At 62.6% G+C, this 13,874-nt stretch carries 11 protein-coding genes; all 11 read right to left on the reverse strand.

What is annotated here, in order from left to right:
• Positions 1–10 precede the first annotated feature (10 nt).
• Positions 11–613, reverse strand: coding sequence for an adenylyl-sulfate kinase (gene cysC / locus UB43_RS22775; RefSeq protein ID WP_045215716.1), 603 nt, complete (start codon positions 611–613; stop codon positions 11–13).
• 28 nt (positions 614–641) lie between these two features.
• On the reverse strand, positions 642–4,616 hold the full coding sequence (locus UB43_RS22780) for a rhamnan synthesis F family protein (RefSeq protein ID WP_156160479.1): 3,975 nt from the start codon (positions 4,614–4,616) through the stop codon (positions 642–644).
• Between the two features lie 64 nt (positions 4,617–4,680).
• Positions 4,681–5,226, reverse strand: a complete 546-nt coding sequence (rfbC, locus tag UB43_RS22785; protein ID WP_045215720.1) for a dTDP-4-dehydrorhamnose 3,5-epimerase — start codon at positions 5,224–5,226, stop codon at positions 4,681–4,683.
• Positions 5,226–6,107 carry a glucose-1-phosphate thymidylyltransferase RfbA gene (gene rfbA / locus UB43_RS22790; RefSeq protein ID WP_045215722.1) on the reverse strand — a complete coding sequence of 294 codons (882 nt, stop codon included), beginning with the start codon at positions 6,105–6,107 and terminating at the stop codon, positions 5,226–5,228. The genes rfbC and rfbA overlap by 1 nt, the downstream gene beginning before the upstream one ends.
• On the reverse strand, positions 6,104–7,009 hold the full coding sequence (gene rfbD, locus UB43_RS22795) for a dTDP-4-dehydrorhamnose reductase (protein WP_045215724.1): 906 nt from the start codon (positions 7,007–7,009) through the stop codon (positions 6,104–6,106). The genes rfbA and rfbD overlap by 4 nt, the downstream gene beginning before the upstream one ends.
• On the reverse strand, positions 7,006–8,064 hold the full coding sequence (rfbB, locus tag UB43_RS22800) for a dTDP-glucose 4,6-dehydratase (RefSeq protein WP_045215726.1): 1,059 nt from the start codon (positions 8,062–8,064) through the stop codon (positions 7,006–7,008). Before rfbB ends, rfbD begins: the two co-directional genes overlap by 4 nt.
• Positions 8,065–8,068: 4 nt before the next feature.
• A complete protein-coding gene (locus tag UB43_RS22805; RefSeq protein WP_156160480.1) occupies positions 8,069–9,040 on the reverse strand; it encodes a glycosyltransferase family 2 protein in 972 nt (323 codons plus the stop codon).
• A 164-nt stretch (positions 9,041–9,204) separates the two neighbouring features.
• Entirely contained in the window at positions 9,205–10,347 is a 1,143-nt protein-coding gene (locus tag UB43_RS28880) for a glycosyltransferase (protein ID WP_052969594.1), read from the reverse strand.
• A gap of 85 nt (positions 10,348–10,432) precedes the next feature.
• Entirely contained in the window at positions 10,433–11,587 is a 1,155-nt protein-coding gene (locus UB43_RS22815; RefSeq protein ID WP_045215728.1) for a glycosyltransferase family 1 protein, read from the reverse strand.
• Positions 11,587–12,495, reverse strand: a complete 909-nt coding sequence (locus UB43_RS22820) for a GDP-mannose 4,6-dehydratase (protein WP_045215730.1) — start codon at positions 12,493–12,495, stop codon at positions 11,587–11,589. Before UB43_RS22820 ends, UB43_RS22815 begins: the two co-directional genes overlap by 1 nt.
• 10 nt (positions 12,496–12,505) lie before the next feature.
• The gene (gene gmd, locus UB43_RS22825) at positions 12,506–13,537 is read right to left on the reverse strand and encodes a GDP-mannose 4,6-dehydratase (protein ID WP_045215733.1); all 1,032 of its coding nucleotides are present in this window, start codon (positions 13,535–13,537) and stop codon (positions 12,506–12,508) included.
• Between the last annotated feature and the right edge of the window lie 337 nt (positions 13,538–13,874).

A 13,874-nucleotide genomic window follows, 5' to 3' on the forward strand; every position in this document is an offset into this window, starting at 1 on the left:
GCTACACCGATCAGCGCTCGATGGGCTGCAGTTGCAGCAGTTTCATCAGGCGCCCCACGCTTTCCTCGAGGCTGAGGCGGTCGGTGTCGATGCGCTCGAAGGGCTCCAGCGGTTCCTCGTAGGGAGAGCCGATTCCCGTGAAGTCCGGCAGTGTTCCCGCGCGCGCCTTCTTGTACAGGCCCTTGGGGTCGCGCTCCTCGCAGACGGCGAGATCGGTGCTCAGGTGGATTTCGCGGAAGCGTTGTTCGCCGATGATCTGGCGCGCCTGCTCACGATCCTGGCGGAAGGGTGAGATGAAGGACGTGATGACGATCAGCCCGGCGTCGTTCATCAGGTTGGCCACCTCGGCCACCCGGCGGATGTTTTCGGTGCGGTCCTCGTGGCTGAAGCCCAGGTCCTTGCACAGGCCGTGGCGGACGTTGTCACCATCGAGTACCACGGCGGAGTAGCCCAGTTCATGCAGCGCATATTCCAGGGCAAAGGCCAGGGTGGACTTGCCCGAGCCGCTCAGGCCGGTCAGCCACAGTGTTGCCGGCTGCTGGCGCATGCGGGTGGCGCGTTCTTCGATGCTCAGGCGGCCGGTGTGCCAGCGGATGTTCTGATTGGTACTCATGTTCGCGCAGTTCCTATCGTTCGCTCACTCAGCTGACCAAGCCGCGACCACAATAGTGGTCGTCCAGGACCAGGCGCTTGAGCAGTTGACGCTCGTCTTCGTCGGGATTTTCGCTGAAGGTGGACCAGATATCCCTGGCCAGTTCGCGCGGAGGCAGGAAGTCTGCGTGCAGTGTGGCGCGAACGTCCAGCACATCGGCGAGGTAGGCCAGGGCTCCACTCTGAATCTGATGGCGGATCTCACGGGCAGCCAGTTCTTCATCCTCCAGCGCCTGATACTGCGCCAGCGGCGTGCCGTCGGTATCCAGTCGATAGTGATTGACCTGGGCATCGTCGGCGCTGAGCAACTGCTCGAGCATGAAGTTCTGATCGAACAGGCTGCAGTTGCCGCGGGTTGCGCGGGACACACGGTCGGAGAAGCACCCATCGGCAAATACTCCGGCCTCGCCGGCGAAAGCGTCGACGAGTTCGTCGGTGACCATGTAGTAGCCGTTGACCGGGTGCTTGAGCCAGGCGTTCAGGTGGCGCTGGATGGTCCCGGAATAGCCGACGTCGACGACCGCTACGGCGCCCCCTGCGGTCAGTTGCGAGTCTTCCAGGTAGCGGCGCAATGCCGGGGCCTCGATTTCGGCCTGGGCCAGTATGCGCGGCAGCAGGTGGCGCAGCACCGGCTCGATGTGGCTGACATTGTTGTTGCCGATGTCGAGCAGTTGTCGGGCCTTCCACAGGCCGCGGGCTTCCAGGTCGCGCAGGTCGGCGTCAGCGAGGGTGACACCGAAGCGGGCTTCGAGCAGGTTCTCCAGGGTGCCGGAGAAGTAGTTGGGCCGGGCGAGGGTCAGCACATCGTCGAAGTCTTTCAGCCGCGGCACACTGACCGCCCGGCGCGACAGCACCAGATAGTGCGAGGACGTGGCCCCCGGTTCGCGCTCGTTCCAGAGGTCGAAGGCGGTCTTCAGCAGCTTGCCCTCGCGGGAGAGGAAATACAGGCGCTCGATGCCGTCGTGTTGGGCGCGCTCGCGCAGCCAGGTGACGAAATGGGTGAGCAGCGGGCCGACCACGTTGTAGCCCAGCAGCTCGGCCGAACCCTGGGAGAAGGCCGTCGGCCGGAAGGTGCCGAAGGCGATCTTGGCAAAGTTGCGGCGCAGCAGCAGGCCCAGAGCCAGCTCGGCGCTGAGGTCGTCGTGGCGGTGGACGTTCGCCACCAGACGGTTCCAGTGCGGCAGCCCGCGGGCCAGGTCGATGGGTTTGAGCACATGCAGCAGGCCCAGCCCCATGTCGCCGGGGATCTGCACGTCGGAGCGTTCGTTGTCCCCCACCATCAGCATTTGTTCCGGCTGCAACTGTTCTTCGCGCAGGGCCAGTTCATAGAGCTGGCCTGTGTCTTTGCGAACGCCGATCTCGCCGGAGATGTAGAGCTTGTCCCATTGCAGGATGCTGGATTTCTGCAGCATCGCGGTAATCACTGACTGGGGCAGGAACATATCGCTGAGCAGCACCACGCGCTTGCCCAGGCGCTTGGCATAACGCAGCAGGGCAATGCTTTCCGGACGCGGCGTGACGCAGGCGAACTCGGTTTCTTCCTCGCGCTGGCGCAGGGCCAGGAGTGTGCCCTTCTCGATACCGGCCAGACGCCCCAGTTCATCAAAGATTTCCGCGGTGGTGATGTCGCGGCCGGCTTTTTCCCGGGCCCGGGCCTCGGCGATGGCACGGTAGCGCAGATACTTCTCCGCGGTGCCCTTGTCCACGCGCTGGGCTGTCAAGCGCTTGATCGATTCCGGATCGAGCAGCGGGCGCAGCAGCAGGGTGTCGAAAATATCGAAGGCGACCGTCTTGATGTTGGGGTTGGAAATCTGCCGCTGCAGATCCTGCTCGCTGCGCGCCAGATAGCTGTCGAAGCGCCAGGCCGACCAGGAGTTGGTGTGCTGGCAGCGCAGGATGGCAGGCGCAAGGCCCTGGCTCTGGCTGGTCAGCACCAGCAGGCGCTCCAGGCAGTGGGCGAAGGTGCCATCGGTCTGCCCGGCTTCCTCGGCGAAGTCCTCCAGCGTGATGCCTGCCTCGAACAGCGGCGCCAGCGCCTGCCGCGAGGCCCAGAACATGCTGCCGGCGGGGAAGTGGAAATAGCCGTCCGGGATTTCGGTGATGCCCAGGCGCTGGCACCATTGGTGCCCCATGGCGCGGTTGGCCAGCCAGGTGTTGGCGACGTAGTGCAGGCGCTCGAAGTTCTGCGGGTAGACGATGCCGGCCTTGCCGGAGGACAGCAGTTCGAAGATCGCGCGGATCTGCCGCTCGCTTCCCGCCAGGCTCTGGCACAGGTATTCGCGCCAGCCGTCGGTGGCGCCGTTGTTGAACAGCGACTTCTTGCTATGCAGGTGCAGCAGGTAGTCGTACTGCTTCAGTGCGTCACCGAACTGGCAGAACATCGGTGCGATGTCGCGGCCGCGGTTGGGGACGATCTCGACCTGCAGGCTGCCCTGGTTCGGCTGGTTGGCGAAGATGGCCTTGCAGGCCCGCAGGCCGATCTCGTCCTTGACCGAGACGTACAGGTCATAGGGGAACGGCATGTGGCTGAGGTAATCGCGGAATTCCTCGGCGAGGTCGCTGTAGTACATGTGCAGGTGAATGGCGATGCGGCCTTCGAGGCTTTCGCAGGGTTCCACCTGATAGATGTCGGTCAGTTCGGTCGCCCAGTGCGCCTGGGGTTGTGCCTGCTGGTCGAGCTGGCGCTTCCAGCGTTCGTAGTGGCCCAGGCCGTTGAAGGCGAAACCGAAGCGGCGGTAGGCGGTCAGCAGCAGTCGCTCGCGCTGGGCGGCGGGAATGCGCCAGTAGATGGCGCGGCCGACCTGATGCAGGTAGTTGCGCAGGCTGACCAGCGCTTCGCCGCGCCGGCCCCGGGCCAGCCGCGAAACGAAGCGCAGGGGCTTGGTCAGGGTCCAGGATGCCGAGCGGTGAATCTCCTCGAGCGATGCCCGAGAGCTGGCCAGCAGCGACTCGCTGTGTTCCAGGTTGGCTGTCAGGCGGGCAATGTCGTTCAGTCGCTGCTGCGCGTCCTCCAGCTCCAGGTTTTGCTTGGCGATCACGAATTGCAGGCTGTCGAGGGTGGCGCGCGCTTCCAGCAGGGCTTCGCTGTGCAGGCTGTCTTGCTGGTGCAGCGCTTCCAGCGTCGGACGCAGTGCCTGGCAGTGTTCGCGCAGGTGCTCAATGCACTGCTGCGCCTCGGCGCCGGCAAGGGCCAGTTCGTCATCGGCCAGGCGCCGCAGCAGGTCGAAGCACTCGATCACTTCGCGCGGTGCCTGTTCGGCCAGTTCGTGGCCGTCGGCGGAAAGCCGGCTGTGCTGCAGGTCGCTGCTGAGGAATCCTTCGATGTATTCGGCCAGTTCCCCCTCGGCGGGCGCGGGCAGGCCCAGTTGCTCGGCGAGCCGCAGGATCTGCTCGGCCGGCGTGCTCATCAGGCGGTCGTAACTGAGCACGGCGACCCGCTGGCCACGACTGTGCAGCAGTCCCTGGAGCATGTAGTCGAGCCAGAGGTAGAGGCTCTTGGCCTGGGTAAAGCCGTCCCGCTTGTGCAGCGAGTGCGCCACGCTCAGGGGGTGGCGCAGGCTCAGCACGAAGGCAGGCTGGATACCGGCCTTCTCGAAGACGCGCAGCCAGAAGGGCAGCAGCAGCGAGATGCGCGGGTCCTTGAGGCCGAACAGCGGGGCGTCACCGAAGAATTCGCGCAGATAGTTCAGCGCGCGCTGTTGGAGTTCGGAGCCGTCGAAGCTGGCGAGGCATTCGGTCGACAGCGGCTTGAGCGAGTGCCAGGTGTGCCCGAGTTCCTTGAGGATATCGGTGTTGATATCGACGATTTCCTGGTCTTCCCAGAAGCCGCGCTCGTTATTGCTCTGCGCCGCGGGCATCAGGTTGTCGCCCAGTTCCACACCCAGTGTCGTGAGGCCTCTGGCAATCGCGCTGGTACCGCTGCGGTGCATGCCGAGTACGACTATGGCCCGTTGACGCTCTTGCACGCTGAATCTCCGTCTTTCTTGTCGTTATGGTCGAACCGGCCGCCATCCGGGGGCGGCCTGTGGATCACGGGAAGAGCTCGGCCTCTCCCAGACTGACGCCCAGGCGGTCCTTGCCGGACAGCTCCGGGGCAGCCTCGATCGGCCATTCAATGGCCAGCTCGGGATCGTCCCAGGCGATGCAGCGCTCGTGCTCGGGGGCCCAGAAATCGGTGGTCTTGTAGAGGAACTCGGCGCTCTCGCTGGTCACGACGAAGCCGTGGGCGAATCCCTCGGGGATCCACATCTGCAGCTTGTTCTCAGCGCTCAGTACCTGGCCTACCCAGCGGCCGAAGGTCGGCGAGTTGCGGCGCAGGTCGACGGCGACGTCGAATACTTCGCCGTGGACTACCCGCACGAGTTTGCCCTGGGCCTGGCGGATCTGGTAGTGCAGGCCGCGGAGGACGTTGCGGGCCGAGCGGGAATGGTTGTCCTGGACGAACTCGACCGGATAGCCCACGGCCTGCTCGAATTTTCGTTGATTGAAGCTTTCGAAGAAGAAGCCTCGGCTGTCGCCAAAAACCTGTGGCTCCAGCAGCAATACATCGGGAATCGCCAGCGGAGAGACTTTCATCAGTAGACCGTTTGCGTCAGAAGGCGTTGGAGGTAAAGGCCATATCCGCTCTTGGCAAGCGGGGCGGCCAGGCGTTGCAGCTCTTCGGCGCTGATCCAGCCCTGGCGGAAGGCGATTTCTTCGGGGCAGGCGACCTTGAGCCCCTGTCGGTTTTCCAGGGTCGCGATGAACTGGCTGGCGTCCAGCAGCGATTCGTGGGTGCCGGTGTCGAGCCAGGCGTAGCCGCGCCCCATGATTTCGACCGACAGCTCGCCCTGTTCCAGATAGGCGCGGTTGACGTCGGTGATCTCCAGCTCGCCGCGGGCCGACGGGCGAATGCTCTTGGCGATCTCGACGACGTGCTGGTCATAGAAGTACAGGCCGGTCACGGCATAGTTCGATTTGGCCATGGCCGGCTTTTCTTCCAGGCTGATGGCCTTGCCCTGGGCGTCGAACTCCACCACGCCGTAGCGCTCCGGATCGTGCACGTGGTAGGCAAAGACGCTGGCGCCAGTGTCGCGCTGCATGGCGCTGACCAGCAGCTCCTGGAAGTCGTGGCCGTGGTAGATGTTATCGCCCAGCACCAGGGCACTGAGACTGTCGCCGAGGAATTCTTCGCCGATCAGGAAGGCTTGCGCCAGCCCCTCGGGGGACTCCTGCACCGCGTACTGGAGCTCCAGCCCCCAGCGCCGGCCGTCGCCCAGCAGCTGCTGGAAGCGAGGGGTGTCCTGGGGGGTGGAGATGATCAGGATTTCCCGGATGCCGGCGAGCATCAGCGTGCTCAGCGGGTAGTAGATCATCGGCTTGTCGTAGACCGGCAGCAGTTGCTTGGACACGGACAGCGTGGCCGGGTGTAGCCGGGTGCCTGATCCACCGGCGAGGATGATGCCTTTGCGCTTCATGCGACTTTCTCTCCGATCAGCTCGATCAGCATGCGCCGGACGTGGAACTGCCAGTCCGGCAGGTGGAGCCCGAAAGTCGAGCAGAGCAGGGTTGTATCGAGCCGGGAATTAGCGGGCCTTGGCGCGGGCAGCGGGTATTCGTGGGTCATGATCGGCACGACACGTTCGGCGTCGGTTCGCAACGGCAACCCGAGGCGCGCGGCTTCTGCGATGACGAAACGGGCGTAGCCATGCCAGCTGGTTTCACCGCCGGCCGCCAGGTGGTAGAGGCCGCCAAGGCTGTCTGGCTGCGGATGAATGCGCAGTTGCCCGAGTACCTGGGCGGTGACGTCGGCAATCAGTTCGGCGCTGGTGGGGGCGCCGATCTGGTCGGCGATGACGCGCAGTTCTTCTCGGTCCGCTGCCAGGCGCAGCATCGTCTTGGCGAAGTTGGCGCCGCGTGCGGCATAGACCCAGCTGGTGCGGAAGATCAGATGGCGGCAGCCGCTCTCGCGGATGGCCTGCTCGCCGGCCAGCTTGGTGCGCCCATAGGCGTTGAGTGGCGCAGGCTGGTCATTTTCGCGAAACGGTCGCTCGCCCTGGCCGTCGAACACGTAATCGGTCGAATAGTGCACCAGCCAGGCATCCAGCTCGCCGGCCAGGCTGGCCAGCAGGCCGACGGCTTCGGCATTCACCCGTTGTGCTCGCTCGGTATCGGTTTCCGCCTTGTCCACCGCCGTGTGGGCGGCGGCGTTGACGATGATGGCAGGCCGCTCGCTCTCGATGAGCTGGCGCAGGCCGTCGAGGTCTTCCAGGTTGCCGCGCTGGCGGTCGCAGACCGTCAGGCGACCGAGCGGCGCCAGTGCGCGCTGCAGCTCCCAGCCGACCTGGCCGTTGGCGCCGAGAATCAGGATATCGTTCATGCGTACTGCTGGCTCAGCCACTCCCGGTAGGCGCCACTGGCGACGTTCTCGACCCAGGCCTGGTTGTCCAGGTACCAGTGTACGGTCTTGGCTATGCCGGTTTCGAAGGTTTCCGCCGGCTTCCAGCCCAGCTCGCGCTCCAGCCGGGTGGCATCGATGGCGTAACGGCGGTCGTGGCCAGGACGATCCTTCACGAAGCTGATCTGCTCGCGGTAGCTGCGACCGTCGCTGCGCGGTGCAGCCTGGTCGAGGGTGTCACAGATGTGGTGCACCACTTCCAGGTTGGCCTTCTCGTTCCAGCCGCCGACGTTGTACGTCTCGCCCACCTGGCCGGCTTCCAGCACGCGGCGGATGGCGCTGCAGTGATCCTTGACGTAGAGCCAGTCGCGGATCTGCTGGCCGTCGCCATAGATGGGCAGCGTTTCGCCGGCGAGCGCGTTGCGGATTACCAGGGGGATGAGTTTCTCGGGGAAGTGGTACGGCCCGTAGTTGTTCGAGCAGTTGGTGGTCAGCACCGGCAGCCCGTAGGTGTGGTGGTAGGCGCGCACCAGGTGGTCGGATGCCGCCTTGGAGGCGGAGTAGGGGCTGTTGGGCTGGTAGGGGTGCTGCTCGGTGAAGGCCGGCGCCTTGGCTTCGAGAGTGCCGTAGACCTCGTCGGTGGACACATGGAGGAAGCGGAAATCGGCCTTGCGCTGTTCTTCGAGGGCGTTCCAGTAGGCGCGCACGGCTTCGAGCAGATGGAAGGTGCCGACCACGTTGGTCTGGATGAAGTCTTCCGGACCGAGGATCGAGCGGTCCACATGGGACTCAGCGGCGAAGTTCAGCACGGCGCGCGGTTGGTGTTGTTCCAGTAGCTGGGAAACCAGGCGGGTATCGCCGATATCGCCCTGGACGAAATGATGTCGGGCATCGCCGTCGAGGCTTGCCAGGTTTTCGCGGTTGCCGGCGTAGGTCAGCTTGTCCAGGCTGACAACGGTTTCGTCGTGGCCAGCCAGCCAGTCGAGGACGAAGTTGGCGCCGATGAAACCGGCGCTGCCTGTTACGAGGATCGTCATTGGGTCACAGCCTCTGCATAAGCGATGCGGCAACCAGTCCGAGGTTGCCGGGAAGCGTTTGACGGTAAACGCCTGACTGGCTGATCAGCGACAGCTTGCGATACAGCGGCGCGCGGCGCGCACTGCCGAACAACTCGAGGATCTGCTGGTTTTCGTGGGTCAGGTGCTGCCTGAAATGGGAAACCGCCTCCAGATTCACGTCGTTCCAGTGTCGGAACGTCCCCTTGAGCATGCGTTGGAGACGAACGAGTCGGTCCCTGACACTCGAGTTCGAGCCTATCAGGTTGTTGCCGTGTTGGCGGTAGTTGATCGCCGGATGTGCATCGTAATTCACGCGTCCGCCGCAGCCGGTCACGATGATGTACGCCCACCAGTCGTGGGAGATGATCGGCAGGTGATCGGGCGTCAGGCTGAGCAGTTGCGCAGTGGCGGCGTTGAACAGCATGGTGTTGCCGCCAGCAATGCTCTGCACCAGGGCATTGGCGAAGCTGGGAGCGCGACGGAACAGCGGCGAGAAACCGATGCCCAGGCCGTTGGCGTCGATCAATCGGGTACGGGAGCAGTACAGCAGGGGAAGGCTGGCCGGATGCGAGGCCGCCCATGTCAGGCCGCGCTCGAGTTTGTCAGGCTGCCAGAGATCATCCTGGTCGCAGAACGCGAAATAATCGGCCTGGCCCCGGGCGCGTCTGATAGAGGCAAGGAAGTTGGCGGCAAATCCCTGGCGTGGCCCCGCGTGGATTTTCAGGCGAGCCGGCCCCAGGAGGTGCTGGTATTCGTGGAGGATCTCCAGCGTGGCATCGCTGGAACCGTCGTCCGAGGCATGAATGACCCAGTCCTGGCATGTCTGGGCAATCAAGGACTCCAACTGCTCGCGAAGGTAGGCGGCACCATTGTAGGTCGACAGAAGAATGGCGACCTTGGCTGGGCGGTTGGGGCTTGTGTAAGACACGGCAAGCGCTGAATGCTGTCTTTCCAAAGCGGCATCCCCTGCTTCTTATTAGTTATTTATCGCTTATATGACGCAGGATAAGTGTCTAGGTCGCGGGCGGGCAACCCTGTTTGCGGATGACTGGTCAGTCAGTTTCGCTGTGGCCGGCGAGCCAGTTGGTGAAGCACTTGTCGTTGATTGTACTGGCCGCGTCATAGCCTCTGGATCAGCTCGATAAAGCGAGCGCGGACCTTGTCCTCGGCGAAAACCGATTTGCAGCGCTGCAGCGCTCCTTCTCCCAGGGCCGCCAGCTGCAAGGGGTCATTCTGCAAGGCGAGGATGGCCTCTGCGAGCTTGTCCGGGTTGCCGGCCTCTACCGTGACGGCGGCCTCGGCGTTTGGTGCAACCCAGTTCACGCCGGTTTGCAGCCAGCAGTTGATGACGGGCTTTGCACAGGCCATGGCATCCAGTTGCGCGATACCAAAAGCTTCGGAGTAATAGACCGACGGGAAGAGAAATATCCGCGAATTGCGGATGAGATGGTATTTCTCGACGTCGCTGACGAAGTCATTGATGAAGTGCATCCGCTCCGGGAAGTCCTCGGCAAGCTTCCAGAACCGCTGTTCTTCCGGACCGATTCCAAACACCACCAGATTGACGGGCGCTCCACGGGCCATGAGCTGGCGAAATGCGCTGTCCAGCGATTCGGTGCCTTTGTAGCTCACCAGCCGGCCGAAGAAAACGCAGTATCCCTCCCGCTCAAAGTGCTCGGGCAGGACATGCTCGGCCCTGCGGGACAGGCATTGCTCGACGTACTGCAGGTCCACCGTGTAGGGAATGGGTGAGATCTCCCGGGAAATGTCGCGTAGCACCTCGGAATGTTGGCGCAATGCCGGGCTGCCGGTGATGACCAGGTCGGCATTGCGCACGGCAAAGCGGTCGAACAGGTAGGTTATTCGTTTGAGATAGCGCTGGCGGTAGACGTCGCAGTGATAGCTGACCACGGTCTTGCCCTTGATCAGCCAGCATGCAAGGAACATTGCCAGGCTGGCGGAGGGGAACTGCAGGTTGATATGGGTGATATCGGCCCTGCGCGACTGCAACAGGAAGTGCCAGAAGAAGGCGAAGCTCAGGGGAACTGACAACAGGTTTCCCAGCGATGCGGCGCGCAGCACCCGAATGCCGTCGACCCGTTCCTCCCGGCTGCGGATCATGCGCTCGTTGGCACAGCACAGCACGGTTATCTCGTGATCGCTCTCGCTGTACCAATGGGCATATTGCTTGACGGCCGTTTCGATTCCGCCGGTGGATGGGGCGTAATACTTGTTGACCAGCAGGACTCGCTTTTTCGCCATCGTTGCTCTCAGGAATGGGAATCCGGCTCTACCGCCCCGCTGAGGTCACCGAAGCAGACTTCTTCCGGGGCGGCGCGCCGACTTGTCAATGGTATTGCTGAATGACGCGGCGATAGACGTCCAGAGTATGATCGCAGCACGCATCCCATGAATATGTCCGCGCTCGCAGAATTCCTCGCTGGACACGTGCAGCTGTTTGGTCTGGGGCGGCAAGCACTTCATTCATGGCCGCCGCAATCGCCGATTCGTCCAGCGGATCGACCAGCAGCGCAGCATCTCCGGCCACCTCTGGAAGTGACGTGGTGTTGGAGGTGATCACGGGGCAGCGAGCTGCGAATGCTTCGATCACTGGCAGCCCAAAACCCTCATAGAGCGAGGGGAATACGACTGCACTGGCGCTCTGTAGCAATGCGAGCACGCCATTGCGGGGAAGATAGTCGAGCCATCGCCCTTCGCCTCTGGATTCGAGGGCGCGCAATTGCGGGATCAACGTTTCCGCTCTCCAGCCTGCGCGTCCCACGACAACCAGCGGGTGTGCTTTGCGAATATGTGCCGGAAGACTCTGGTGGGCGGCCAGGACCCGCTCGAGGTTCTTGCGCGGCTGTAGCGTACCGACGCAGAGGAAGAAGCTAGGCCTCAGGGCATTCTCCTGCAGAACCTGCATTAGCGCGGCTTCTTCGATTCGCTCGAAGTAAACCGGATCTACTCCCAGGGGCGTGACCGATATTCGCTCGGCGGCAACGCCGAGGTGTTCGATCAGGTCTCGTTTGCTGTACTCGGAGATCGTGATGATGTGATCGCTTCCCTGAACGGTTTGACCGAAAAGCCAGTTCTTGGCGCTTCTTAACCGGGGGGCGACCCACTCAGGATGCAGCAACGGAATCAGATCCATCACATTGGCCACGACCGGCGTCCCCCGAAGGCGAGGGATGTGGTGGTCCGTTGCATGAAACAGATCGATCTGCTGTCGCAGTGCTTCAGACTGTCGACGGGGAGCGCCAAAGAGTGTCGAGCACAACGCATGAACAGGGAAATGCTTCGCCAGAATCTCAGGGCGGCCGCATTTCAAGTCGGGCATGCGGTTGCCGAAAGCGTATGTCTTGCAGGTGAATTCGGAGCCAGGCTGGACTTCATGGCGATGCAGGCTTTCCCATAGGGCCTTGGTGTAAACGCCGATTCCATCCAGATGGCCTGCCAGGGTTCCCCTGGCCCACTGCGTCGCGCCCAGCCCAACCCTCATCAAGTGCTGGTGCCTGCAGCCTGTCGTTGCGCCGCCAGCATGTCTTCCAGAGTCTGCTTCAGGTCGTGTCTGGGGGTGAAGCCGGTAGCCTGTGCCAGGGCCTCGTTGCTGCCGCGCAGGACCGGAATTTCATTGGCTCGAACGAAGGCAGGATTAACCTGCACAGTGATCTTGTAGCCGGCCAGGTCTTCCATCATGGTCAGCACCTCGCGCAGCGCGACAGCCTTGCCGGAACAGACGTTGATTTTCCGGCTGTGCACATCGGAGTCGAGCAGGTGCAGATAGGCTTCCACGACATCCCTGACGTCCGAGAAATCCCTGCTTACATCGAGATTGCCCAGCTCTATGACGGTCTTCTGCTGTGCGAAATGGCTGACGATCTTCGGAATCAGGAAGCGATCGCTCTGGCCCGGCCCGGTGTAATTGAACGGGCGCGCTATGACGATGGGCAGGCGGTCGAACCAGTTCGCAACCATGTGCTCCATCGCCAGCTTACTGCAGGCGTAATGATTGACTGGGGCAGGGCAGATGTCTTCGGAGATGACCTCGATGCCAGGTGTGCCATAGACATTGGCGCTGCTGGCGATCAGTACTCGCTGCGGCGATTTCTCCAGTTCGGCGAGAGCGCTGAGCAGGTTGAGCGTGCCGAAGACGTTGACCCGGTAGAATGCTTCCTGATCTTCGTGGCCGACGAAGGCGAGTGCGGCCAGGTGGATGACCCAATCGGGCTGAGCCTTCTGAATGGCGGCCCGGACGGCCGCCATGTCAGTCAGGTCGCATGCCAGGGTTTCATCTGCATGGGTGGCCTCGCTGCCGAGGCCCACTACATAGAACCCGCGTTGCTTCAACGCGTCGACCATGTAGCTTCCGGTGAAACCCGAAGCGCCTGTTACCAGAGCGGTTGGCATGCGTATCCCCTTAGAACGAGAAGCCTTGTTCGTTACGGCGTAGATCCGCTTCGACCATCATTCGGCAGAGCTGTTCCAGGGTAGTGGTAGGTTCCCAGCCAAGTTCCCGCTTGGCTTTCTCGGGGTTGCCGATCAGCAACTCAACTTCTGCCGGGCGATAGAACTTCGGATTGATCGAGACGACCACCTTGCCGGTCGCGGCGTCGATACCTTGCTCGGCCTCTGCGCTGCCTTTCCATTCCAGGTCAACGGCGGTGGCCTTGAATGCCATGCTCACGAAGTCGCGCACGGTCTCGGTGCGGTTGGTTGCCAGCACATAGGTGTCGGGCTTGTCAGCCTGCAGCATGCGCCACATGCCCTCGACATATTCCTTGGCAAAGCCCCAGTCGCGCTTGGCATCGAGGTTGCCCAGTTCGAGGCGGTCCTGTTTGCCGAGTTTGATCTTGGCGACGGTGTCGGTGATCTTGCGGGTCACGAACTCACGGCCGCGCAGCGGCGACTCGTGATTGAAGAGAATGCCGCTGCTACCGAAGATGTCGTAGGACTCGCGGTAGTTGATGGTCATCCAGTGGGCATACAACTTTGCTACGCCGTAGGGGCTGCGCGGGTAGAACGGCGTTTCCTCGACCTGCGGAATGGCCTGCACCTTGCCGAACATCTCGGAAGTGGACGCCTGGTAGAAGCGGACCTTCGGATTGACGATGCGAATGGCTTCCAGCAGGTTCACTGCGCCCAGACCGGTGATTTCGGCGGTCGTCAGCGGCTGCTCGAAGGACACACCCACGAAGCTCTGTGCCGCCAGGTTGTAGACCTCGGTGGCTTCGGTGGTCTGCAGCAGGCGGATGCTGGCGGAAAGGTCGGTCAGGTCGTATTCGACCAAGTGCAGATTCGGGTGCTTTTCAATGCCCAGCTCTTCGATCCGCCAGAAATTGACCGAGCTGGTACGGCGGTAGGTCCCGTAGACCTTGTAGCCTTTCTCCAGCAGCAGCTGAGCGAGGTAGGCCCCATCCTGGCCAGTGATCCCGGTAACGATAGCTTTCATCAGTATCCTATTCCTTTACTTGAGGCGTGCACCTGGAAGCAGCCTGCCATACACAAGAGGCGCGATCATAGCTCCGAATTTTCGGAGTGGCCAACGTGAAACACCATTCCTCCAGCACTTTCCGATGAGGGTGCGCTGGATGTTGTCAAACCGCCTGAAAGCGAGCCGTGACGGGCTTTGAGGCAGTGGTTCGTACCTTGAGCCCGGCATGCTTGCGAGACGTTAAATGCCTTGTCTCGATACCGGGCTGAATCGCTCACGCCGTTCAGGGACGGGCGGCTCTGCGAGAGGCTCGATTCAATCGGGCTGCGACGGATTGCAGCTCCGACTGAGGCTT

The organism is Pseudomonas sp. 21 (assembly GCF_000955805.1).
In the GTDB taxonomy this organism is placed as follows: Bacteria; Pseudomonadota; Gammaproteobacteria; order Pseudomonadales; family Pseudomonadaceae; genus Pseudomonas.